At 71.6% G+C, this 22,642-nt stretch carries 17 protein-coding genes; 2 read left to right on the top strand and 15 right to left on the bottom strand.

Annotated features, from left to right (window positions below):
- Window position 1: 1 nt before the first annotated feature.
- The 13 genes from ACH4MY_RS21620 to ACH4MY_RS21560 form a co-directional block, all read right to left on the bottom strand.
- The gene (locus ACH4MY_RS21620) at window positions 2-1,033 is read right to left on the bottom strand and encodes an ADP-ribosylglycohydrolase family protein (RefSeq protein WP_398005342.1); all 1,032 of its coding nucleotides are present in this window, start codon (window positions 1,031-1,033) and stop codon (window positions 2-4) included.
- Window positions 1,030-1,767: an NUDIX hydrolase gene (locus ACH4MY_RS21615; protein WP_398005341.1), complete on the bottom strand. Its 738-nt coding sequence runs from the start codon at window positions 1,765-1,767 to the stop codon at window positions 1,030-1,032. Before ACH4MY_RS21615 ends, ACH4MY_RS21620 begins: the two co-directional genes overlap by 4 nt.
- Entirely contained in the window at window positions 1,764-2,843 is a 1,080-nt protein-coding gene (locus ACH4MY_RS21610) for an AAA family ATPase (protein ID WP_398005340.1), read from the bottom strand. The genes ACH4MY_RS21615 and ACH4MY_RS21610 overlap by 4 nt, the downstream gene beginning before the upstream one ends.
- Entirely contained in the window at window positions 2,840-3,493 is a 654-nt protein-coding gene (pnuC, locus tag ACH4MY_RS21605; protein ID WP_398005339.1) for a nicotinamide riboside transporter PnuC, read from the bottom strand. The genes ACH4MY_RS21610 and pnuC overlap by 4 nt, the downstream gene beginning before the upstream one ends.
- A 151-nt stretch (window positions 3,494-3,644) precedes the next feature.
- On the bottom strand, window positions 3,645-5,003 hold the full coding sequence (locus tag ACH4MY_RS21600; protein ID WP_398005338.1) for a pseudouridine synthase: 1,359 nt from the start codon (window positions 5,001-5,003) through the stop codon (window positions 3,645-3,647).
- Complete coding sequence (gene scpB / locus ACH4MY_RS21595) at window positions 5,003-5,608, bottom strand: SMC-Scp complex subunit ScpB (protein ID WP_398005337.1); 606 nt, start codon at window positions 5,606-5,608, stop codon at window positions 5,003-5,005. The genes ACH4MY_RS21600 and scpB overlap by 1 nt, the downstream gene beginning before the upstream one ends.
- The gene (locus ACH4MY_RS21590) at window positions 5,605-6,906 is read right to left on the bottom strand and encodes a segregation/condensation protein A (protein ID WP_398005336.1); all 1,302 of its coding nucleotides are present in this window, start codon (window positions 6,904-6,906) and stop codon (window positions 5,605-5,607) included. Before ACH4MY_RS21590 ends, scpB begins: the two co-directional genes overlap by 4 nt.
- Before the next feature lie 46 nt (window positions 6,907-6,952).
- Window positions 6,953-7,456, bottom strand: coding sequence for a hypothetical protein (locus ACH4MY_RS21585; RefSeq protein ID WP_398005335.1), 504 nt, complete (start codon window positions 7,454-7,456; stop codon window positions 6,953-6,955).
- Window positions 7,441-8,466 carry a ParA family protein gene (locus ACH4MY_RS21580; protein ID WP_037637819.1) on the bottom strand — a complete coding sequence of 342 codons (1,026 nt, stop codon included), beginning with the start codon at window positions 8,464-8,466 and terminating at the stop codon, window positions 7,441-7,443. Before ACH4MY_RS21580 ends, ACH4MY_RS21585 begins: the two co-directional genes overlap by 16 nt.
- Window positions 8,467-8,915: 449 nt before the next feature.
- On the bottom strand, window positions 8,916-10,031 hold the full coding sequence (gene ald / locus ACH4MY_RS21575) for an alanine dehydrogenase (protein ID WP_398005334.1): 1,116 nt from the start codon (window positions 10,029-10,031) through the stop codon (window positions 8,916-8,918).
- A gap of 147 nt (window positions 10,032-10,178) precedes the next feature.
- Window positions 10,179-12,164 carry a tetratricopeptide repeat protein gene (locus ACH4MY_RS21570; protein ID WP_398005333.1) on the bottom strand — a complete coding sequence of 662 codons (1,986 nt, stop codon included), beginning with the start codon at window positions 12,162-12,164 and terminating at the stop codon, window positions 10,179-10,181.
- 815 nt (window positions 12,165-12,979) lie between these two features.
- Window positions 12,980-13,606 carry an NUDIX domain-containing protein gene (locus ACH4MY_RS21565; RefSeq protein WP_398005332.1) on the bottom strand — a complete coding sequence of 209 codons (627 nt, stop codon included), beginning with the start codon at window positions 13,604-13,606 and terminating at the stop codon, window positions 12,980-12,982.
- 117 nt (window positions 13,607-13,723) lie between these two features.
- The gene (locus ACH4MY_RS21560; RefSeq protein WP_398005331.1) at window positions 13,724-15,382 is read right to left on the bottom strand and encodes a CTP synthase; all 1,659 of its coding nucleotides are present in this window, start codon (window positions 15,380-15,382) and stop codon (window positions 13,724-13,726) included.
- Window positions 15,383-16,014: 632 nt separating this feature from the next.
- Here ACH4MY_RS21560 and ACH4MY_RS21555 point away from each other — a divergent pair.
- Window positions 16,015-17,817: a glycoside hydrolase family 15 protein gene (locus ACH4MY_RS21555; RefSeq protein ID WP_398005330.1), complete on the top strand. Its 1,803-nt coding sequence runs from the start codon at window positions 16,015-16,017 to the stop codon at window positions 17,815-17,817.
- 95 nt (window positions 17,818-17,912) lie between these two features.
- Window positions 17,913-19,298: an FAD-binding oxidoreductase gene (locus ACH4MY_RS21550; RefSeq protein ID WP_398005329.1), complete on the top strand. Its 1,386-nt coding sequence runs from the start codon at window positions 17,913-17,915 to the stop codon at window positions 19,296-19,298.
- A gap of 85 nt (window positions 19,299-19,383) precedes the next feature.
- On the opposite strand, the gene ACH4MY_RS21545 is transcribed toward ACH4MY_RS21550, so the two are convergent.
- Both ACH4MY_RS21545 and ACH4MY_RS21540 read right to left on the bottom strand, forming a co-directional pair.
- Window positions 19,384-21,036 (bottom strand): flavin monoamine oxidase family protein, encoded by a 1,653-nt coding sequence (locus tag ACH4MY_RS21545; protein WP_398005328.1) that lies wholly within the window; start codon window positions 21,034-21,036, stop codon window positions 19,384-19,386.
- A gap of 29 nt (window positions 21,037-21,065) precedes the next feature.
- Entirely contained in the window at window positions 21,066-22,577 is a 1,512-nt protein-coding gene (locus ACH4MY_RS21540) for an APC family permease (protein WP_398005327.1), read from the bottom strand.
- Window positions 22,578-22,642: the final 65 nt, after the last annotated feature.

Below are 22,642 nucleotides of genomic sequence, written 5' to 3'. Positions count from 1 at the left end.
ATCAAGCGTCCCAGAGCGCTCCGAGGGTCAGCAGGTCGCTCCGGTACTCGATGTTCTCCTCCCACTCCTTCGGCCAGGCGTCGGCGCCGAGGTGCGCCCCGGCGAAGGCGCCCGCGAGGGCGGCGATCGAGTCGGAGTCGCCGCGGGTGCAGGCGGCCCGGCGGAGGGCGGTGAGGGGTTCGTCGGGGAAGAGGAGGAAGGAGAGGAGCCCGGTCGCGAGGGCCTCCTCGGCGATCCAGCCGTCACCGGTGTACGTGCAGGGGTCGAGCTCCGGGTCCGCGGTGCGCTGGACGGCGTCCAGGCGCTCCAGGACGGCCAGGCACTCGTCCCAGCCGCGGCGGATGAAGGAGAGGGCGGAGGGGTCCTGCGAGCGGGTCCAGAGGTCGCCGAGCCAGTGCTCGTGGTAGCGGTCGCGGTTCTCGTAGGCGTACGAGCGGAGCTGTCCGACCAGGCCGGCCGGGTCGACGCCCTGGGCGAGGAGGTACACGGCACGGCCGGTGAGGTCGGAGGCGGCGAGCGCGGTGGGGTGACCGTGGGTCAGCCCGGACTGGAGCTGCGCGGCGCCCGCCCGCTGCTCGTCGCTCAGTCCGGGGACGAGGCCGATGGGGGTGACCCGCATGTTGGCGCCGCAGCCCTTGGAGTGGATCTGGCTGGCGTCCTGCCAGGGGCGGTCGCCGTCGAGGAGCAGGCAGGCGCGGAGGCAGGTGTTGCCGGGGGCGCGGTTGTTCTCCGGCGAGTGGTACCAGTCGACGAACTCGTCCCGGACGGGCCGGGCGAGCCGCGGCGGGGCGAGCACTCCGCGGTCCATGGCGGTGCGGATGCCCCGGGCGAAGGCGAGGGTCATCTGGGTGTCGTCGGTGACGTACGCCGTCCCGCCGCGGAGGGGCAGTGGCATCTCCCGCCAGGGCCCGAACGAGGCCAGGATCGACGGCACGTCCTTGAACTCGGTCGGGAAGCCCAGCGCGTCGCCGAGTGCCAGCCCGATCAGGGAGCCGGTCGCGGCCTGCTTGGTCGCGGTGCGTGCGAGGTTCACGTGGATCGTCCTTCCGGTCGCAGGAGGGGCGGGTGGAGGGTGGTGGCCTCGCCCGCCCGGTAGAGGGCGGCCGGTTTCCCCCGTCCGCCGGTGAGGCGCGGAGGTCCTTCGACGGCCCGGACGAAGCCGGGCGTGGTGAGGACCTTGCGCCGGAAGTTGGGGCGGTCGAGTTCGACGCCCCAGACCGTCTCGTAGACCTGCCGCAGCTCGCCGAGGGTGAACTCCGGCGGGCAGAAGGCGGTCGCGAGGCAGGTGTACTCCAGCTTGGCGCCGACCCGTTCGTGGGCGTCGGCGAGGATGCGGTCGTGGTCGAAGGCGAGCCGTCCGTGGGTCCCGTACGGAATCCACCGGGCCTGGGCCGCGTCGCCGCCGCCGCGCGGTTCGGGCGCGTCCGGTACGAGGGCGGCGAAGGCGACGGAGACGACCCGCATCCTCGGGTCGCGGTCCGGCTCGCTGTAGGTGCGGAGCTGTTCGAGGTGGAGTCCGGCGACGGTGCCGTCGGAGAGCCCGGTCTCCTCGGCGAGTTCCCGGCGGGCGGCCCCCTCGGCGGACTCGCGGGGCAGCACGAATCCGCCGGGGAGCGCCCAGGATCCGGCGTAGGGCTCCTGGCCCCGTTCGACGAGCAGCACGTGGAGGCGGTCCTCGCGGAGGGTGAGGACGGCGAGATCGACGGTGACGGCGAACGGTTCGAAGGCGTGCGGGTCGTAGCCCTCGGGCACGCGGTGACCGGTCATCGGCGCTCCGGAAGGGGGTCGGTGAGGTGCCAGCCCTCGGCGAGGAGACCGTCCACGGCGGCGACCGCCGCCGCGAGCCGCTCCTCGTGGGGGCCGCTGAGGACGGCCGTACGGCGGCCGCTGTGCGCGAGCTGGGTGAGGAAGCGCGCGGTCATCCAGGGCCGCAGGTGCTCCCCGTCGCGCAGCCCGTCGTCCTCGAAGTCGACGCCCCGGTGGTCGGTGAGCAGCCAGAGGTGCTGCCGGCCGTGGGCGGCGATCTCGCCGGTGGCGGGGCTGGTGGTGCCCATGTACCGCTCGTGCCAGATGGTGGTGGCGAAGGCGTCGGTGTCGCAGAAGAGCACGGGTGAGCCGTCGCGCGCCGCCTCCTCCTCCAGTTCGGCCTGGCGCTGGGCGATGACGGGGAAGTCGGCGGAGTGGAAGGCGACGTCGGACCAGGTGGCGTCGGGGTGTTCGGCGCGGAGTTCGGCGAGCTTGAGTTCGCTGTACTCGCGCCCGTACTCCGGTACGTACCGGGTGCGCGCCCAGACTCCGCCGCGCCGCCGGTAGTGGTCGGCGAGGGCGAGGGCCATGGTGGTGGTGCCGGTGGACTCGGCGCCGAGGACGACGACGCGCCGGGTGAGCGCGGAGCGTACCGGCGGCTCCAGGAAGTCCCAGCAGCCGACGGGGTCCGCGCGGACGGCGGTGCCGGAGACGGGGAAGCGGGTGCGTCCGGGGTCGACGCAGACGGACTCGGCGCCGAACCGGCGGGCGAGCTCCTCCCCGTACGGCTCCGAGGTGAAGACGGCGTCGACGTGCTCGGGCACGGCGGCCCGGAAGACGGCCATGTGGGCGTCCCACACGTCGGGGTCGTGGAGGTCGACGGGGATGTCGTCGACGGCTCCGACGACGAGGGCGTCGGGGTGGATCTCGCGCATCCAGGCGACCCGCTCGTCGAGCGGGACGGACTCCACCGAGGAGGCGCAGACGAGGACGGTGAGGCGCTCGCAGCGGTCGAGTGCGGCGTTGACGAGGTGGTGGTGGCCGGCGTGCGGCGGGTAGAACTTGCCGAGGACCAGGCCGTGTCCGTAGCGCTTCACGCGGCGGCCTCCACCGCGAGGGCGCGGCGCCCGGCGAGGTCCTTGGTCCAGCCGCGCAGGCCGAGGACGCAGAGCGTCATGAAGCCGACGTAGAGCAGGGAGGTCAGGTACAGCTCCTTGTACGCGTACAGGGGTACGTAGACCACGTCGGCGGCGATCCACAGCCACCAGGACTCCAGGCGCTTGCGGCACTGGCCGTAGGTCGCCATGAGGGAGAGCGCGGTCGTCAGGGCGTCCCAGAAGGGGACGGTCGAGTCGGTGACGCGGTCGAGCAGCAGGGTGAGTGCGAGGGTCCCCACCACCCCCGCCGTGATCAGCCACGTCCATTCGGTGCGCGTGGTGCGGCGCACCGGGAGGACGTCGGAGCCTGGTCCACCCCCGTGGGTCCAGGTCCACCAGCCGTACACGGCGAGGGTGATGAAGACGATCTGGAGGCCGGCGTCGGCGTAGAGCCCCGCCTGCGTGAAGAGCAGGACGAAGAACAGGTTGTTGGCGATGCCGATGGGCCAGTTCGCGAGGTGCTGACGGGCGACGAGCCAGACGCAGAGCGCCCCGCTGCCGAATCCCATTACCTCGGTCCAGCTGACCGGGGTGTCCAGGACGGTGAAGAGCGGCTGCTGCAGGGGTTCGAGAATGCTTGCGAGGCTCACGCCCGCCTCCTTAAGAGTCATGTTGACTATAAAGGGGGACGGGCTCCTGCCACAAGACGAAAGGCGCGGAGCACGACGATCGGGGCTCCGAACACGGAGAAGCCCGTGACCGCCGGGCGGTCACGGGCTTCTCCACAGGGGGCACGAGGCCTTACATGCCGACTTCCTTCATCAGCATGCCGACCTCCGTGTTGGTCAGACGGCGCAGCCAGCCCGACTTCTGGTCGCCCAGACCGATCGGGCCGAAGGCCGTACGGACCAGCTTCTCGACCGGGAAGCCCGCCTCGGCCAGCATGCGGCGCACGATGTGCTTGCGGCCCTCGTGCAGCGTGACCTCGACCAGGTAGTTCTTGCCGGTCTGCTCGACCACGCGGAAGTGGTCGGCCTTGGCGTAGCCGTCCTCCAGCTGGATGCCGTCCTTGAGCCGCTTGCCGACCTCGCGGGGCAGCGGGCCGGTGATGGCGGCCAGGTAGGTCTTCTTCACGCCGTACTTCGGGTGCGTGAGGCGGTGGGCCAGCTCACCGTGGTTGGTGAGCAGGATGATGCCCTCGGTCTCCGTGTCGAGACGGCCGACGTGGAAGAGACGCGTCTCACGGTTGTTGACGTAGTCGCCGAGGCACTGACGACCGTCCGGGTCCTCCATGGTGGAGACGACACCGGCGGGCTTGTTCAGCGCGAAGAACAGGTGCGACTGGGTGGCGACCGTCAGGCCGTCCACCTTGATCTCGTCCTTCTCCGGGTCGACGCGCTTGCCCTGCTCCAGGACGATCTCGCCGTTGACCTCGACGCGGGCCTGCTCGATGAGCTCCTCACAGGCGCGACGCGAACCCATGCCGGCCCGGGCGAGGACCTTCTGCAGCCGCTCGCCCTCCTGCTCGGCGCCGGGGAAGGTCTTCGGGGTCTTGATCTCCGGCCGGTTCTCGTACCGCTCCCGGTTGCGCTGCTCGATCTTGGCCTCGAGCTCACGCGAGCGGGCCGGGGCCTGCCGCTGCCCGTGCGGGCCACGACGGGGCGGGGTGCCGCCCTGAGGGGCCTTGGGGCCGCCCTTGGCGCCGCCGCGGGCCGCGGAGCCGCGACCCTTCTTCGGGGCCTCGGCGGGCGGGCTCACGTCGTAGGAGCGCTCCTCGGGGCGAGGCCGACGCGGGTTGCCGGGGCGCTTCTGGTCGTCACGGCCGCCACCACCCTGGTAGCCACCGCCGCTGCCGCCCTGGTAGCCGCCACCGCCGCCACCCTGGTAACCGCCGCCACCGCCGCCACCGCGGTGGCCACCGCCACCGCCGCTGCCACCGGAGCCGCCGGAGCTGCCGCCGCGGTAGCCACCGCCACCGCCGCTGCCGCCACGGCCGCCACCGGCGCCGCTGCCACTGCCGCCACCGGAGCCCCGGTAGCCGCCACCGCCGGCGCCGCTGCCACCACGGCCGCCACCGCTGCTGCCGCCGCGGCCGCCGCTGTTGCCACCACGGCTCCCGCCGTTGTTTCCGCTGCTGTTCCTGCCGCTGCTGCTTCGCATCAAACTTCCGTCTTGTCGTCGTCGTCCTCACGATCCGGTGCATCCGGATCGAACGACGGCACCCCTTCCAGCGAGTCCGGCTCGACCGCCTCCGCCTCGGGGAGGAAGGGCGCCAGCTCGGGGAGCTCGTCCAGGCCGCGAAGGCCCATCCGCTCCAGGAAGTAGTTCGTCGTCCTGTACAGGATCGCACCTGTTTCGGGTTCCGCGCCCGTCTCCTCCACCAGACCCCGCTGGAGGAGGGTCCGCATGACCCCGTCGCAGTTGACCCCGCGGACCGCGGAGACCCGGGAACGGCTGACCGGCTGGCGGTACGCGACGACCGCGAGGGTCTCCAGGGCCGCCTGGGTGAGCCGGGCCTGCTGGCCCTCCAGGACGAAGGCCTCGACGGCCCCGGCGTGCTCGGCGCGGGTGTAGTAGCGCCAGCCGCCGGCCACCCGCCGCAGCTCGAAGCCGCGGCCCTGGACGGTGTACTCGTCGGCCAGCTCGCGCAGGGCGTCGGCCACCTCGCGGGGGGTGCGTTCCAGGACCTTGGCGAGATGCGCCTCGGTGGCGGGCTCGTCCACGACCATGAGAACGGCTTCGAGGGCGGGCTTGAGGTCGCTCATGCGGTTGCCTCCTGGTCGAATTCGTCGGTCACGCCCCCGGACCCGTCCGCCTCCCCGCCGGTCCAGGAGACCGTGAGGTCCCCCAGGGCGGTCTCCTGGTCGAGGGCGACGGCCTTCTCCCGGTAGAGCTCCAGAAGGGCGAGGAAACGGGCGACCACGGTGAGGGTGTCGTCGCCGACGTCCTCGATCAGCTCCCGGAAGAGCGCCGTCCCGCGCTCCCGCAGCAGCGCGACGACGACACCGGCCTGCTCACGGACGCTGACGAGCGGAGCGTGGATGTGGTCGACGTACACCTGCGGCTCGGCCCGGGGCTGCATGGCCTTGACGGCCAGCTTGGCGAAACCCTCCGCGCCGATGGAGATGACCACCTCGGGAAGCAGCTCGGCGTGGTGCGGTTCGAGTCCGACGGTACGGGGGTGGCGGCGGCCCTCGGCCTCCCAGCGCTCCTCGAAGATCGCCGCGATGCGTTTGTACGCCCGGTACTGGAGGAGCCGGGCGAACAGCAGGTCACGGGCCTCCAGGAGGGCGAGGTCGGCCTCGTCCTCCACCTCGGCGGCGGGCAGCAGCCGGGCGGCCTTGAGGTCGAGCAGGGTGGCTGCGACCACGAGGAACTCGGTGGTCTGGTCGAGGTCCCCGTCGGGCCCCAGGGCGCGCAGATGCGCCATGAACTCGTCGGTGACCCGCGAGAGGGCGACCTCGGTGACGTCGAGCTTGTGCTTGGTGATCAGCTGGAGAAGCAGATCGAAGGGCCCTTCGAAGTTCGCGAGCCGCACGGTGAACCGCCCGTCACCGGGCTCACCCCCCTCGGCACCACCACCACGGGACCGCACACCACGCCCGGCCCCGCTCTCCGCCTCGACCCGGCCTCCGGGCCCGACCACGGGCTCGGACTGGGCCCCGGGGTCAGGCTCGGCCTGGGCTTCGGGCTCGGCGCCGGGCTCGACCGGCTGGGCCTGGGCCTCAGGCTCGGCATCGGGGCGGGCGGCGCCGCGCTCGGCGCCGACCTCAAGCTCGGGATCGACCTCGGCTTCCGCCTCGGGGTCGACAGGGGCACCCGCATCCGCGTCCGCATCGGCCTCGGCATCGCCGCCGGTGTCGGCCTCGGCGTCACCGGCCGCATCGGCGCCGGCCTCGGGCCGAAGGCCACCGCCCGTCTCGGGCCGTGCGGCGTCGTGGTCACTCGCCCCCGGGCCGTCCTCCCCCGCCCTCTCCGCCGGAGGCGCCCCCGCCCCGCCCGGGCCGCGCCCCAGGACGCGGCGGCGCGGTGGACGGGACGTTTCGTCAGAGGCGTGGTGCATGGAGGTCCAGGGAGAACGGGAGAGCGTGGCAGCCCGCAGGCTACCGTCAGCGGCCGCGCAGACGGCGGACGAGGATGCTCGCGTCGCCGCGGGACTCCAGGTCCGCCAGGACGACCGCGACGGCCTCCCGGACGATCCGGCCCCGGTCGACGGCGAGTCCGTGCTCGCCCCGCAGCACGAGCCGGGCGTGCTCCAGGTCCATCAGCTCCTCGGCGGAGACGTAGACCGTGATCTTCTCGTCGTGACGCTCGCGGCCGCTGGGCCGCCGGTTCGGGGCCCGGCCGCCGCGCCGCCGTGCCCCCGCCGGGGCGGGCACTCCGGCGGAGGGCGCGGCCTTCGGAGCGGCGCTCTCGGGCTCCGCCGTCCGGGCGCGCGGTTCCGCCGTCTCGGAGTCCGCCGCCGTGTGCTCCGCGGAGCCCTCGGCGGCCGTCGGGTCGCTCTCACCCGCGGGTGCGGGGACGGCCCGGCGGGGTGCGGACGACTGGAGCGCCGTCCCCCCGGTCGTACGGAAGAGTTCGTCGGCGCCGGGCAGACTCACTCGGCGTGACACCGGGCGAGCACCTCCCTGGCGAGCTGACGGTAGGCGGCGGCGCCCACGGAGTTGGAGGCGTACGTGGTGATGGGCTCGCCGGCGACCGTGGTCTCCGGGAAGCGCACGGTCCGCCCGATGACCGTGTGGTACACGTGGTCGTCGAAGGCCTCGACGACGCGCGCGAGGACCTCACGGCTGTGCACGGTCCGGGAGTCGTACATCGTGGCGAGGATGCCGTCGAGCTCCAGCTCGGGGTTGAGCCGCTCCTGGACCTTCTCGATGGTCTCGGTCAGCAGGGCCACTCCGCGCAGCGCGAAGAACTCGCATTCCAGCGGCACGATGACCTTGTGAGCCGCCGTCAGGGCGTTCACGGTCAGCAGGCCGAGCGAGGGCTGACAGTCGATCACGATGTAGTCGTAGTCGTTCATCAGCGGCTTCAGGGCGCGCTGGAGCGTCGACTCGCGCGCGACCTCGCTGACGAGCTGGACTTCGGCGGCCGAGAGGTCGATGTTGCTCGGCAGCAGGTCCATGTTGGGTACGGCGGTCTTGAGGAGGACCTCGTCCGCCGACATGCCCCGCTCCATGAGCAGGTTGTAGACGGTGAGGTCGAGCTCCATCGGGTTCACGCCGAGGCCGACCGACAGGGCTCCCTGCGGGTCGAAGTCGACGAGCAGCACCCGCCGTCCGTACTCCGCGAGTGCGGCGCCCAGGTTGATGGTCGACGTGGTCTTGCCGACGCCGCCCTTCTGGTTGCACATCGCGATGATCTTCGCGGGTCCGTGGTCGGTCAGTGGACCCGGGATCGGGAAGTACGGCAGCGGCCGTCCGGTGGGGCCGATCCGCTCGCGGCGCTGGCGGGCAGCGTCGGGTGCGAGGGTGGCCGCGTACTCCGGGTCGGGCTCGTACTCGGCGTCGGGGTCGTAGAAGTGCCCCTCGGGCACCTCGTCAAAGGCGGCGAAGTGGGTGGACTCTCGGCCCATCTCGTTGCCGGCCGTGGCGTTCACGTGTAGGCCGTCCATCGTCTTCATCGTGTGGGCTGTCGTCATGGGCTGGTGCGTCGCGAAGGTCCGCACCGCGACGGAGCCGATCGGAGCACCTGGCGCACCGCTCCCGGGAGTAATTGTCGACTCATTCACAAGTCGTCTTACCTCCTTGGATGTCACCAGGAACATTTATCGATAGGTCAGCGTGGCACCATGCCGACGGTTGGCGACTCTATGGCGTGTCACCGCTCCGCAGCAACACAATCCGCCGGACCCGGCCCGATGTGTCGGCAACCGAACACCTCTCTGTCAAGGGTGCGCAGGCATGCATCCACACGTTTCAGGGGTGTGCGAAACGGTTAAAGGGTTACGTTCGAGGCGAGTTGACCGAACGTTCCGCCGGGTCCGGACACACATCCGGCCGGACCTTGTCGAACAAGGTCCGGCCGGGCGTGTGGCATTGACGGCACGCGTTGACGGCGGTGCCGCGAGGGTCAGCCCAGGAGGGCGCTCAGCTCGACGTGCTCGAGACCGTGCGCCTCGGCGACCTCCTTGTAAACCACCTTGCCGTCATGGGTGTTGAGGCCCAGACCGAGCGCGGCGTCGCGGCGCAGCGCCTCGACCCAGCCGTTGTTCGCCAGCGACACGATGTAGGGCAGCGTGGCGTTGGTGAGGGCGTAGGTGGAGGTGTTCGGGACCGCGCCGGGCATGTTGGCGACGCAGTAGAAGACCGAGTTGTGGACCTGGAAGGTCGGCTCGGCGTGGGTGGTCGCGTGCGAGTCCTCGAAGCAGCCGCCCTGGTCGATCGCAATGTCGACAAGGACACTTCCGGGCTTCATCTTGGCGACGAGCTCGTTGGTGACCAGCTTCGGGGCCTTGGCACCCGGGATGAGGACGGCACCGATGACGAGGTCGGCCTCGACGACGGCCTTCTCCAGCTCGTAGGCGTTGGAGACGATCGTCTTCACCTTGGTGCCGAAGATCTTGTCGGCCTCGCGGAGCTTGTTGATGTCACGGTCGAGCAGGGTCACGTGGAAGCCCATGCCGACGGCGATCTGGGTGGCGTTCCAGCCGGAGACGCCGCCGCCGATGACGACGCACTCGCCGGCGTGGGTGCCGGGGACGCCGCCGGGGAGCACGCCGCGGCCGCCGACCGAGCGCATGAGGTGGTAGGCGCCGACCTGCGGGGCCAGGCGGCCCGCGACCTCGGACATCGGGGCGAGCAGCGGGAGGGCGCGGTTCGCGGTCTCCACGGTCTCGTACGCGATGGCGGTGGTGCCGGACTCCAGGAGCGCGTCCGTGCACTCGCGGGAGGCGGCGAGGTGCAGGTAGGTGAAGAGCGTCTGGTCCTTGCGGAGACGGTGGTACTCCTCCGCGATGGGCTCCTTGACCTTGAGCAGCAGGTCGGCGATGGCCCAGACCTCGTCGGCCGTGGGGAGGATCTCGGCGCCTGCGGCGACGTACTCCTCGTCCGTGATCGAGGAGCCGACACCGGCGTTCTGCTCGACGAAGACCTGGTGGCCGTGGCGGACGAGCTCGTGGACACCGGCGGGGGTGATGGCCACGCGGAACTCGTTGTTCTTGACCTCGCGGGGGATGCCGACCTTCATCGTCGATCACGGTCCTTGAATCAGGGGGGATACATGGGGCACTGCGATACATACCCGGATGCACTGCGGCGCACCGGGGCAGACCACGTTCGAACGCGGCGCACCCAGTCTAATGAAGGAGTTCCCGGTGTCTAGCCTTTCAAAGTACTAATCTTCGACGGACCCACTGCGGATTTCGTAGGCTGATCGTTCCGTTTCCAGCAGTCTCTCGGCCGCAGCCCGGTGCAGCCGGGCCGCGGCGGGGTCGCCGAGCCGGTCGAGGGTGTCCGCGAGCCGCAGCTGGAGCGCCGCCTGGAGCCGGGTGTCCTGGGCACGCCGGGCCCATTCCACCGCCTCCTCGCAGGTCCGCAGGGACTCCTCGGGCCGCCCGGCGTACTCCTGGACCCGGGCGGCCTCGCTCAACGCCCGCGCGTGGCCGGGGAGATCGTCGAGCCGTCGGTAGCCGGCCGCGGCGGCGCGCCAGTTCCGCAACGCCTCGCCGTACCGGCCCGCATAGGTCTGCACGGCGCCGAGACGGGCGTAGAGCCGGGCCTGGTCGGCCCGCTCGTCCCGGGCGAGGCGCTGGGCGAGCGCACGCCCGTACCAGTCGCCGGCCCGATGCCAGTCCCCCAGCTCCTGATAGGAACCACCTACGGATTCCATCGCTCGACCGGTCGCGTACGGGTCATTTGCTGCGCGTCCGGCATCCAATGCCGACCGATATCGCAGCAGAGCCTCCTTCGTCCGGCCCGTACGGGCGTCGAGATCGGCCAGATTCAGGAGGGCGGCGGCCCGCTCCCGGTGCAGCCCGCGCCGCTCGGCCACGTCCAGGACCAGCTGATGGAGGCCGTACAGCTCGGGCGCCGCCGCCTCGGCCCCCCGGTGCGCGGCCAGCGCCCTGACCAGGGAGGCGACAAGGCGGCGGGCGAGGGTGTCGAGCTCCCCGTCGGCGACGGCGAGCCGGGCGGAGGCGAGGAGGAAGGACTGCCGGGACCGCAGCCAGACGGCCCCGGCGGCAGCGTTCGGGAAGCGCAGGGCGCGCGGCAGACCGGCCAGTTTCCGCCGGGCGGGCGAGCCCTCGGGTTCGGTGACCGCACGGCAGGACTGGAGGAGCCGTACGGTCCGCTCCAGCATCCGGGCCCGCGCGAGCTGCACCTCGGCGGGCCGGTCCTGCTCCTCCAGCTGGGCGCGAAGGAGGGGGACGAGATGGCCGGGCACCACGTACTGCCCGTCCTCGGCCGCTTCGAGGAGCCCCAGGGCCGCGAAGTCGGCCAGGGTGGTCGCGGCGGCCGAGACCGAGCAGCCGGCCAGGGCGGAGGCGGTGTGGGCGTCGGCCCGGCCCAGCGGAGCCAGGGAGAGGTAGCGCAGTATCCGGGCGGCGGGCCCCGCGAGCGCCTCGTGGGCGAGCAGGAAGGCCCGGGTGAGCGGGTCGCCGCTGAGCGCGCGGAGCCGCTTGGCCAGATCGGCGACGGAGGCCTTGGGCTGAGTGGAGAGCCAGCCGCCGGCCAGGACGACCGCGGCGGGCAGCCCGCCGCACTCCTCGACGAGGCTCTCCGCGGCCTGCGGGTCGACGGTGATGCGTACGGAGCCGGTGAAGGCGGTGAGCAGCTCGATGGCCGACTTGGGGTCGAGACCGCCGAGGGTGCACGGCCGTACGTCGGGGATGCCGGTCAGCGGCCCGCGGGCGACGCCGACCACCAGGGAGTCGGGGTTGTCGGGGATGAGGGGGTCGGCCTGCTCCGCGTCGACGGCGTCGTCGAGCACCAGGACGACCCGGCGCTCGCCGAGGGCACCGCGGACCAGTTCGGTCAGCTCGTCCTCGGCGGCTCCGGGAGGTTCCGGTACCCCGAGGGCGGCGAGGAGTTCCTGGGCGACGCGGGCGGTGGGAACGGGGTCGCCGCCGGGCTCCGTGAGCCGGGCCCGGAAGATCCCGTCGGGGTACTGGTCGGCGAGTCCGGCGGCCAGTTCCTCGGCGAGCGCGGTACGTCCGGAACCCGGCTTGCCCGCGATGAGCAGAACGCGCGCGCGGGGGGCCTTGCGGCCGGTGAGGGTGTCCAGGCCGGTCCGCTCGATGTCGGCGCGCAGAGCCTTCAACTCCCGCTGCCGGCCGAAGAACTGCCGGTTGCCGGCCGCCGCCACCGCCTGATCCGTCACGGGCCACGCTCCCGTCCACCTGCGCACGAGCCGATCCCGCGGGGGGCTCCGCACGGGCGATTCCGAGCGTAGTTCAGGGCGTGTACCGGACCTGGCGGAGCAGGGCGGTCACGTCCCCCGATCGGATCAGCAGATCGTCACACCGCACCCTCTCAACGCCTCTCCCCCAGGGGCGCAACGGAAGCTCGCGCCACCCCGTCGCGAACCTTCACCCCACCGAGCCGAAACGTCCGGCACAACGGGCGCCGCCCCGCCCCACCCCACTGCGGGCAACTGTTCCTCCGGGCCGGAACAGGCAGACACGCCGGGCATCGCCCCGCCCCACCTCGTTGTGGGCAGTTGTTCCTCCCCCAGACTCCGTCCGGGGGGACCCCCAGAGCGGAACGGGTGGGCACAACGGAACGCCGCCCCTTGCCGGGCCCAGGCTTCCGCGCCCTGACCCGCACCCCTGGAGCGACGCACTGTTGGTGCGGGTCGAGGCACAAGGGGCGGACGCGCCGCCAAGCGCGCGTCCCGTGTGCCCACCCGTCCCGCCCCAGCGGGACGAATGCCCACACGGGGGTGGGCAGGGGCAGCGGGCCCGTGCCCACGCGGCGGTGGGCCGGGGCGCGAGCCCACACAGGCAGTGGCCCGGGGCACGGGCCTATGGGCGCTGCCCACACGGCAGTGGGCCGGGTGGCCAGCGCCCGACGGAAGCGCGAGCCCGCGACAGGTGGGCGGCGCCCGGCGGCCCGCGCGGGAGGCGGCGCCCAGTGGGAGCGCCCCGTTACGGGCCCCCCGTACGGCCCGACCCGTGCGGGCCCGTCCCGTAAGGGCTACGCCTCGAAGGGCCGGGCCGGCCACGGCGCGTCCGCCGCCCGCAGCGCGTCGACGCCCTCCCCCGCCCGCGCCGCGGCGAGGGACAGGACGCCCACGACGAGGCAGTTGTTGTGCAGCTCGCCCGCGAGGACCCCCAGTACGAGCTCCCCGAGCGGCACCCGCGCGAGCTCCATGTCGGCCTCCTCCTCGGCGACCTCGAAGCGCTCCCCCTCCGCCTCCGCGAGACCGCGGGCGAGGAAGATCCGTACGGCCTCGTCGCAGCCGCCGGGCGTCGTGTAGACGTCGGTGAGGACCCGCCAGTCCTCGGCCTTGACGTGCGCCTCCTCGTACAGTTCGCGCTGGGCGGCGTGCAGCGGGTTCTCACCGGGCACGTCGAGGAGTCCCGCGGGGATCTCCCAGAGCTTCTGCCGCACCGGGTGCCGGTACTGCTTGAGGAGCAGGACCCGGTCCTGCTCGTCGAGGGCGAGGACGGCCACCGAGCCGGGGTGCACCTGGTAGTCGCGGCGCGCGACCGTGCCGTCCGGCATGACCACGTCGTCCGTGCGGACACTCGTCTTGTTTCCCTGGAACGGGGTCGTCGTCGCGACGACCTGCCACTCCTCCGGGGTGTCCTGCAACTCCATCTGAGTCCTCCCGTACAAACCACGAACACGAACCACGAACCACATACGAAAACCGGGGTACCGGCCCCGAAGGGGCCCGTACCCCGGCAACGTTAACGCCAGGAACCGACAGGTCGGCTACTTCGCCGGCTTGCCCGTCTTGCGCTCGACGGCGGCCTTCACCAGGCCCGCGAAGAGCGGGTGCGGACGCGTCGGACGCGAGCGCAGCTCCGGGTGCGCCTGCGTGGCGACCAGGTAGGGGTGGACCTCGCGCGGGTACTCGACGTACTCGACGAGCTTGTTGTCCGGGGAGGTGCCGGAGAAGACCAGACCGGCCTTCTTCTCCAGCTCCGCGCGGTAGGCGTTGTTGACCTCGTAGCGGTGACGGTGACGCTCGTCCACGTACGGCTGGTCGTCGTAGACCTCACGGACGATCGAGCCCTCGGCGAGCTTCGCCGGGTACAGGCCCAGGCGCATCGTTCCGCCCAGGTCGCCGGCGCCCTCGACGAACGCCAGCTGCTCCTCCATCGTCGAGACGACGGGGTGCGCGGTGGCCGGGTCGAACTCGGTGGAGTTGGCCTCGGGGATGTCGGCCAGGTTCCGGGCCGCCTCGATGACGATGCACTGCAGGCCGAGGCAGATGCCGAGCAGCGGCACCTTGTTCTCGCGGGCGTACTGGATCGCGCCGACCTTGCCGCTCACACCGCGGTCGCCGAAGCCGCCGGGGATGAGGACCGCGTCGACGTCGCCGAGCTGCTTCTTGGCCCCGGCCGGGGTCTTGCAGTCGTCGGAGGTGACCCACTTGACCTTGACGCGGGCCTTGTTGGCGAAGCCGCCGGCCCGCATGGCCTCGGTGACCGAGAGGTACGCGTCGGGCAGGTCGATGTACTTGCCGACGAGCGCGACGGTGACCTCGTGGTCGGGGTTGTGGACGCGGTCGAGCAGGTCGTCCCAGGTCGACCAGTCCACGTCGCGGAAGGGCAGGTCGAGCTTGCGGACGACGTAGGCGTCCAGGCCCTCGGTGTGGAGCACCTTCGGGATGTCGTAGATCGACTTGGCGTCGATCGCGGCGACGACGGCCGCCTCGTCGACGTCGCACATCAGCGAGATCTTGCGCTTGATGGAGGTCGGGACCTCGCGGTCGGCGCGCAGCACGATCGCGTCCGGCTGGATGCCGATGTTCCGCAGGGCGGCGACGGAGTGCTGGGTCGGCTTGGTCTTCAGCTCGCCGGAGGGGCCGATGTAGGGCAGCAGCGAGATGTGCACGACGAAGACGTTGTCGCGACCGACCTCGTGGCGGACCTGGCGGACGGTCTCCAGGAACGGCAGGGACTCGATGTCGCCGACCGTGCCGCCGACCTCGGTGATGACGACGTCGACGTCGTCGGTCGCCATGCGGCGGATCCGGGACTTGATCTCGTTGGTGATGTGCGGGATGACCTGCACGGTGTCACCGAGGTACTCGCCGCGCCGCTCCTTGGCGATGACCTGCGAGTAGACCTGGCCGGTGGTGACGTTGGCCGAGCCGTCGAGGTCGACGTCGAGGAAGCGCTCGTAGTGACCGATGTCCAGGTCGGTCTCGGCGCCGTCGTTGGTGACGAACACCTCACCGTGCTGGAAAGGGTTCATCGTGCCCGGGTCGACGTTCAGGTAGGGGTCGAGCTTCTGCATCGTGACCCGCAGGCCCCGGGCCTTGAGGAGCGCACCCAGGCTGGAGGCGGTCAGGCCCTTGCCGAGGGAGGAGGCGACACCCCCGGTGACGAAGATGTGCTTGGTCGTCGTGGTTTTGGGCGGCATCGCCAAGAGGGGGCTCCCGTGGTCGCGTTCTGGAGGTGCGTACCGGCGTCCCCTCCGGAAGAATCGGGGGGTGCCGTCGCTGCGGTTTCGGGGTTCTCGGCTGTCGCCGTTTCCCACCGGTCCACGGGGTACCAGGGTATCAGCGACATCGGGAGACCGCTTCCGGCCACACGCGGCAGTCGGGTGCACACGGACGGCGACGCGAGGGCGGGAGGGGGCTCTCCCGCAGGTGGGGGGACCGGCCTCCCATCGGGCGGGGCGGACCCTTCCGCCGGGCGGGGCGGACGCTCCCACCGGGCGGAGGGACGGACCGGCCACCGGGCGAAGGGAGGATTTCCCATCTGGGACGGGGGCACAATGGACGGACCCTGCGGCGGAACGAAAACCCGTTCACCTGATCGGAGCAACGCCGTTACCGGCGTGATCACCGGGTCACTAGGGTGCGACGTATCCTGCTCGGACATTGCCCGCCGAGCCGGCCGGCCAGCGGCATCACCCCGCCCGTCACCCGGACCAAGAGCTCGTCGAAGATCCCTTGACCGCTGACACACGCAGTCCCGGCTGAACCCAGCCGGCGCATCTGAGCAAGCGCCCCGCGGGGCGGACGTGGCCGTTCGACTGGAGTGAAGCACGTGGCCGGGCGCATCGAGGATTACGCACTCATCGGAGACATGCAGACCGCCGCCCTGGTCTGCCGGGACGGCAGCGTCGACTGGCTGTGTCTCCCCCGATTCGACTCGCACGCGATCTTCGCCGGACTGCTCGGCACCGAGGAACACGGATTCTGGCGGGTGGGCCCCGCCGGGCCCGCCGACGCCGAGCCGCCCCCGGCCGACCGGCGTCGATACGTGGGCGACTCGCTCATCCTGGAATCCGAGTGGGACACACCGCGCGGGACGGTCCGGGTGACCGACTTCATGCCGCCGCGCGACGGCGCCCCGCAGCTCATCCGGATCGTGGAGGGCGTCTCCGGCCGGGTGCGGATGCGGTCCGCGCTGCGGATGCGTTTCAGCTACGGCCGGATCGTGCCGTGGGTCCACAAGGTCGGCGATCGGACGGTCGCCGTCGCGGGACCCGACTCCGTGTGGCTGGACACCGAGGCAGAGACCCATGGCAAGGACCTCACGACGTACTCCGACTTCACCGTGAACCCCGGTGACCGGATCGCCTTCACGCTCTCCTGGCAGCCCTCCCACAAGGAGCCGCCGGCGCTTCCGGAGCCCGAGGGCTCCCTGGAGGCGACCGCCGACTTCTGGCGCGACTGGGTCGAGCACTGCACGTACCACGGCCCCTACCGGGAGGCCGTGATCCGCTCTCTGATCACCCTGAAGGCGCTCACGTACGCGCCGACGGGCGGGATCGTGGCCGCGCCGACCACCTCGCTGCCCGAGGAGATCGGCGGCGTCCGCAACTGGGACTACCGCTACACCTGGCTGCGGGACGCGGCGATCACCCTCTCGTCGATGCTGCGCACCGGCTACCGCGAGGAGGCCCGCGCCTGGCGGGACTGGCTGCTCCGGGCGGTCGCCGGCGACCCGGAGAACCTCCAGATCATGTACGGCATCGCGGGCGAGCGAGAGCTCGGCGAGGCGGAGCTCGACTGGCTTCCGGGATACGAGAACTCCGGCCCGGTCCGGGTCGGCAACGGCGCGGCCAACCAGCTCCAGCTGGACGTCTACGGCGAGGTCACCGAGGCCCTCCACCTCGCGCACATGACGGGCCTCTCCCGCAACGACTACGCCTCGCTCCTCCAGATCAAGCTGATCAACTACCTGGAGAAGCACTGGGACCAGCCCGACGAGGGCATCTGGGAGGTCCGGGGCCCGCGCCGGCACTTCGTCCACTCCAAGGTGATGGCCTGGGTGGCCGTCGACCGCACGATCAAGCTCATCGAGTCCGGGGACGCCGACGGCCCGCTGGAGCGCTGGCGCGAGCTGCGCGACGACATCCACCGGGACGTCTGCGAGAGGGGCTACGACGCGGAGCGGAACACCTTCACGCAGTCGTACGGCTCCAAGGAGCTCGACGCCTCGCTGCTGCTGATCCCGCAGATGGGTTTCCTGCCGCCGGACGACAAGCGGGTCATCGGCACGATCGAGGCGATCCAGCGGGAGCTGTCCACGGAGGACGGTTTCGTGCTGCGCTACCCGACGTCGGGCGAGGAGGCCGGGGTCGACGGTCTGGAGGGCGACGAGGGCGCGTTCCTCGCTTGCTCCTTCTGGCTGGCCGACGACCTGGCGATGATCGGGCGGGTGGACGAGGCGCGCACGCTCTTCGAGAAGCTGCTCGGGCTCCGCAACGACCTGGGGCTGCTCGCCGAGGAGTGGGACCCGAGGCTCCAGCGGCAGGTGGGCAACTTCCCGCAGGCCTTCAGCCATGTCCCGCTGATCGACACGGCCCTGCGTCTGACGGCGAGCGGCGCGTACGGCGGCTGAGGGCGGGCCCGAGGGTACGGCGGCTGAAGGGCGGCGCGAGGGCGGCCGGAATACGATGGGAAGGTCCTGTCGCCCCTCGCGAAAGGGGGGCTCCCATGGGTCCCCACGTCTCCGAAAGCTCCCTGTCCGGTCTGGTCGAGGACCTGGCCGGTGAGGTGATCGTCCCCGGTGATCCGGGGTACGACGAGGCCCGTGCCCTCCACAACGGCATGATCGACCACCGTCCCTCGGTGATCGCCCAGTGCGCGACCCAGGCGGACGTGTCCAACGCGATCCTCTTCGGCCGCGCGTGCGAGCTCCCCGTCGCCGTGCGCGGCGGCGGCCACAGCGTCGCCGGGACCTCCGTGATCGACGGCGCGCTCGTCGTCGACCTGCGCCGGATGCACACGGTCGTCGTCGACCCGGAGGACATGACCGTACGGGTCGGGGGCGGGACGACGATGGGCCAGATGGACCACGCCTGTCAGCCCTTCCATGTGGCGACCACCGGCGGGCGGGTGTCCACCACCGGGGTCGGCGGTTTCACGCTGGGCGGCGGGTCGGGCTGGCTGGAGCGGAAGTTCGGCCTGGCCAGCGACAATCTGCTGGCCGCCGATCTGATCACGGCCGAGGGCAAGCACGTCCACACGGACGCGGAGGAGAACCCGGAGCTGTTCTGGGCGCTGCACGGCGGCGGCGGCAACTTCGGGGTGGCGACCTCGCTGACGCTGCGGCTGCACGAGCTGCCGCGGATGAGCGTCGTGATGCTGTTCTTCCTGCCCGACGACGCGCCCGAGGTGGTACGCACCTTCCGGGACATCGGCGCCGACGCCGCGGACGAGGTGGGCGGCGGGGCGATCTACCTGCCCGCGCCGCCCGAGCCGTTCGTCCCCGACGACCTGGTCGGCAAGCTGGTCTGCGGGACGGTGCTGACGTACACCGGGCCGGTCGAGGAGCTGCGGGAGCTCGCCGCGCCGCTGTTCGCCCTGAAGCCCGTGATCGAGATCGTCACGGACATCCCGTACACGGAGCTGCAGTCCATGCTCGACGACCCGCCCGGGCTGCGGAACTACTGGTCGGCCGAGTATCTGAACTCCTTCCCGGACGAGGCCGTGGACGTGTTCTGCGACCGCGGCGCCGCGATACCGATGCCCACGGCGATCCAGCACGTGCTGTTCATGATGGGCGGCGCGGTGGCGGCCGGGGCCGGTCCGTTCCCGCAGCCGTGGCGGACCGCGGCCTGGGCGGTGCACCCGTTCGCGACCTGGGAGGACCCGGCGATGGACGAGCGCGCGATCCAGTGGGTGCGGGACGTGCGGGCCGACGCCCGGCCGTGGTCGATCGACGCCGTGTACCTGAACTTCGTCGGCGCGGAGGGCGAGCAGCGGGTCGTCTCCTCCTTCGGCGAGGAGAACTACCGCCGGCTGGCCGCCGTCAAGGCCGCGTACGACCCCGACAACGTCTTCCGCTACAACCACAACATCCCGCCGGCCGCCGTCTGACCCCCGGCCGTCCGAGCGCCCGCCCGACCACCGGCCGCCGCGCCGGGGCCCCACCCCCGACGCGGCGGTCGCTCCGGCCCGCCGGTCACCTCAGTGCGTCGATCACCTCCCGCGCGGCGCGCTCGCCCTCCGTGGCGCCGCCCTCCATGAAGCCCTGGAAGTCGTAGCTGCAGTGCTCGCCGCCGATGTGGACGTTGCCCTGGGCGGTGCCCTCGTATCCGGCGTACCGGTGGAGGTAGCCGACGGGCCAGCAGGAGTACGCGCCCAGCGAGTACGGGTTCCGGTGCCAGGCGGACAGCTGGGCGCGGCCCGTCCACGCCCGCGAGGTGCCGGGGAAGAAGGCGTCGATGCCGGCCAGCTGACGGGTGACGAGGCTCCGGACGTACGGGTCCGACTCGGTGGAGAAGGGCCCGGCGGGCGTCAGCGACCGGGCGAGGCTGCCTCCTCCGTACTGGAGGAGGATGCCGCCGGTCCCGCCCTGGATCTTGGTGGTGTCCCAGGTCTGCTGGACCTCGGTGTCGGTGAAGCAGTCACCGGCCGAGACACCCGGCCAGGCGCCGGTGCCGCGCCACGGGCGGGTGCCGAACTGCATGTTGAGCTTGGTGCAGTGGCCCATCCGCGCGTCCCGCAGCAGGTTCCTCATGAGCGGGTCGAAGGCGGCCCGGGAGAGGTCGAGCTGCTGGAGGATCGGCAGCGGGAGGCAGAGGATCGTGTGGTCGGCGGTGACGGTCCGGGTGGCGCCGGCCTCGGTGAAGGTCAGCGTCTGGGTGCCGTCGGCCTCGGCCCGTACGGCGGTCAGGGACCAGCCGGGGCGCAGGGTGCCGGGGGCGAGCGCCCCGGCGACGGCGTTCGGGAGCCGGTCGTTGCCGCCGACGACGTGGTACCGCTCGTTGGACAGGCCCCAGATGTTGAAGTTGCCGGGATTGGTCTGGTAGCCCATGAGCAGGACCAGGGCGAGCGAGGACTGCTCGGTGGTGTCGGCGCCGTACTCGACGTTGTAGGCGACGTCGATGAAGCGGCCGAGCGGCGAGGAGTGACCGCCGGGGACCCGGGTCTCGATCCACTCGTATATCGACAGGTTGTCGAGTGCGGTGCCGGTGGGGGTGGTCCGGTTCCAGAAGACCTCCCCCGCCTCGGAGAGGTCCCGGCGCAGCTGCTGGTAGACCGCCTTGAAGTCCTCGTCGGCCCGGGCACGGGGGTAGTACGCGCCGTTGAACCAGAGGACCTCCTCCGCTCCGTTGGGCCCGCCGCCGAGGAAGTCCTCCACGGGGAGGCCGAAGCGGCGGCAGAGCTCCAGGATCTTCTTGTGGCCGGTGTCGATCAGCTCGCCGCCGATCTCGGAGGTCTGCCCGTACGCCCAGTGGGCGCGCTGGGTCCACATGCGGCCGCCGACCCGGGAGGGGTTCGCCTCGTAGAGCACCGGGCCGAGGCCGGCGTCCTGGAGGGTGAGGGCGGCGGTGAGGCCGGAGATCCCGGCGCCGACGACGGCGACCCGGGCGGTGCTCCTGACCGGCGGGTCCGGGGTGGCGGCGCGGGCGGGCACGGCCCCGCCCAGACCGGCGGCCCCGCCCGCGCCGACGGCGACACCGGCAGCGGCGGCGTACTTGAGGAGGGAGCGGCGGCCGAGGGCGTCGGTTCTCATGCCTCTGAGTTCGTCGACGGGGAGGTTCAGCCGTCGGGCGTCGGCGTGCTCGGCGGCCAGTTTCTTCAGGAGGTGCATCGGGTTGGTGCGTGCCATGGGGCGCTCCTGGAGGTGGAAGGGGGAAGTCAGCTCTGCGGTACGCGAAGGGCGGCGGCCTCTTCGGCGGGGCGCTCGGCGGCGTCCTCCAGGACGATCCGGCCGATGATCTCGTAGCGTTCGGGCCGCTTGGCCCTGAGGTGGAGGCCGAGGCCGAGGCCACCGAGGAAGACGGCGCCGACGATCCAGGGGATCGCCTTGAAGAAGAGCGAGTCGGCGGCGAGCCCGGCCGCGGTCTCCATGTTGATGACCAGCAGGACGACGACGGCGATCATGCCGATGCCGCCGAGGAGTGGCGCGGTGAGCGTCCTGAACCAGTGCCGGTCCTCGGGATGGTTCTTGCGGAAGTAGCCGATGACGGCGAAGGAGCAGAGGGTCTGGACGATGAGGATCGCCATCGTGCCGAGGATCGCGAGCAGCGTGTAGAGGTGGATGTACGGGTCCTGGCCGGTGAGCCAGAAGGCGCCCACGAGGGCGACGGCGATCGCGCTCTGGACGTACGAGGCGATGTACGGCGAGCCGTGCCTGGCGTGCGTGCGGCCGAGCGCCGGGTGGAGGAAGCCCTCCCGGCCGATGGCGTACAGATAGCGCGAGGCGCACTGGTGGAAGGCCATCCCGCAGGCGAAGGAGCCCGTGAGGAGCAGCCACTGGAAGGCGTCGACGGCCCAGGCGCCGATGAAGCTCTCGGTGGGCGAGAAGAACAGGTCGAGGGGCGAGGCCGAGGCGGACAGCTTCACCGAGCCGGCCAGGCCGTTCCCGGCGATCGTCATCCACGACACGTAGATGTAGAAGAGGCCGACGCCGATGACGGAGATCAGGGTGGCGCGCGGGATCACCCGCTTGGGGTCGCGGGACTCCTCGCCGTACATCGCGGTCGACTCGAAGCCGACCCAGGACCAGAAGGCGAAGAAGAGTCCGAGGCCGGCGGAGCTGCCGGTGAAGGCGTTCCTGGGGTCGATCGGCTCGAAGGGGATGCCGTCGGGGCCGCCGCCGGCGATCAGGACGGCGGTGGCGACCGCGAAGAGGACCGCGATCTCGGCGATGAGCATCACCCCGAGCGCCTTGGCGGTGAGGTTGATGTCGAAGTGCGAGAGGACGGCGGTGACGGCCAGCATCACGGCCGCGTACAGGATCCACGGCAGGTCCACGCCGAGCTGGTCGGCGACGGTCGTCCTGGCGAAGTACGCGAAGACGCCGACGATCGAGGCCTCGAAGACGATGTAGGCGAGGACGGCGAGCATGCCGGAGGCCATGCCCGCGATCCGGCCCAGGCCGTGCGAGATGTAGCCGTAGAACGCGCCGGCGGCCGTGATCCGCTTGGCCATGGCCACATAGCCGACGGAGAAGACGGTCAGGACGAGGGTCGCGAAGAGGTATCCGGCGGGTGCGCCGGTGCCGTTGCCGAATCCGACGGCGATGGGGAGGTTTCCCGTCATCGCGGTGATCGGGGCCGCGGTGGCGACGGCCATGAAGACGACGCCGACGAGCCCGACCGAGTTCGCCTTGAGACGGTGGACCTCTGGGATGGGGTTCTCTGCCATGGCGCGAGAGCATCCTCGCGAGTGACGTAGGCCACAATCGACATGCGGTAGCGCAATTCCCTTCC

This window comes from Streptomyces sp. NPDC017246, from assembly GCF_044331325.1.
Taxonomy (GTDB): domain Bacteria; phylum Actinomycetota; class Actinomycetes; order Streptomycetales; family Streptomycetaceae; genus Streptomyces.
The sequence above is the reverse complement of the archived record's forward strand: the minus strand, read 5'-3'. Positions and strand labels throughout refer to the sequence as shown.

Bases quoted from the DNA above. Each gene is read 5' to 3' on its own strand.
- ACH4MY_RS21615 (WP_398005341.1), bottom strand. From the start codon at position 1,767: ATGACCGGTCACCGCGTGCCCGAGGGCTACGACCCGCACGCCTTCGAA.
- ACH4MY_RS21600 (WP_398005338.1), bottom strand. From the start codon at position 5,003: ATGCGAAGCAGCAGCGGCAGGAACAGCAGCGGAAACAACGGCGGGAGC.
- scpB (WP_398005337.1), bottom strand. From the start codon at position 5,608: ATGAGCGACCTCAAGCCCGCCCTCGAAGCCGTTCTCATGGTCGTGGAC.
- ACH4MY_RS21590 (WP_398005336.1), bottom strand. From the start codon at position 6,906: ATGCACCACGCCTCTGACGAAACGTCCCGTCCACCGCGCCGCCGCGTC.
- ACH4MY_RS21580 (WP_037637819.1), bottom strand. From the start codon at position 8,466: ATGAAGACGATGGACGGCCTACACGTGAACGCCACGGCCGGCAACGAG.
- ald (WP_398005334.1), bottom strand. From the start codon at position 10,031: ATGAAGGTCGGCATCCCCCGCGAGGTCAAGAACAACGAGTTCCGCGTG.
- ACH4MY_RS21565 (WP_398005332.1), bottom strand. From the start codon at position 13,606: ATGGAGTTGCAGGACACCCCGGAGGAGTGGCAGGTCGTCGCGACGACG.
- ACH4MY_RS21560 (WP_398005331.1), bottom strand. From the start codon at position 15,382: ATGCCGCCCAAAACCACGACGACCAAGCACATCTTCGTCACCGGGGGT.
- ACH4MY_RS21550 (WP_398005329.1), top strand. From the start codon at position 17,913: ATGGGTCCCCACGTCTCCGAAAGCTCCCTGTCCGGTCTGGTCGAGGAC.
- ACH4MY_RS21545 (WP_398005328.1), bottom strand. From the start codon at position 21,036: ATGGCACGCACCAACCCGATGCACCTCCTGAAGAAACTGGCCGCCGAG.
- ACH4MY_RS21540 (WP_398005327.1), bottom strand. From the start codon at position 22,577: ATGGCAGAGAACCCCATCCCAGAGGTCCACCGTCTCAAGGCGAACTCG.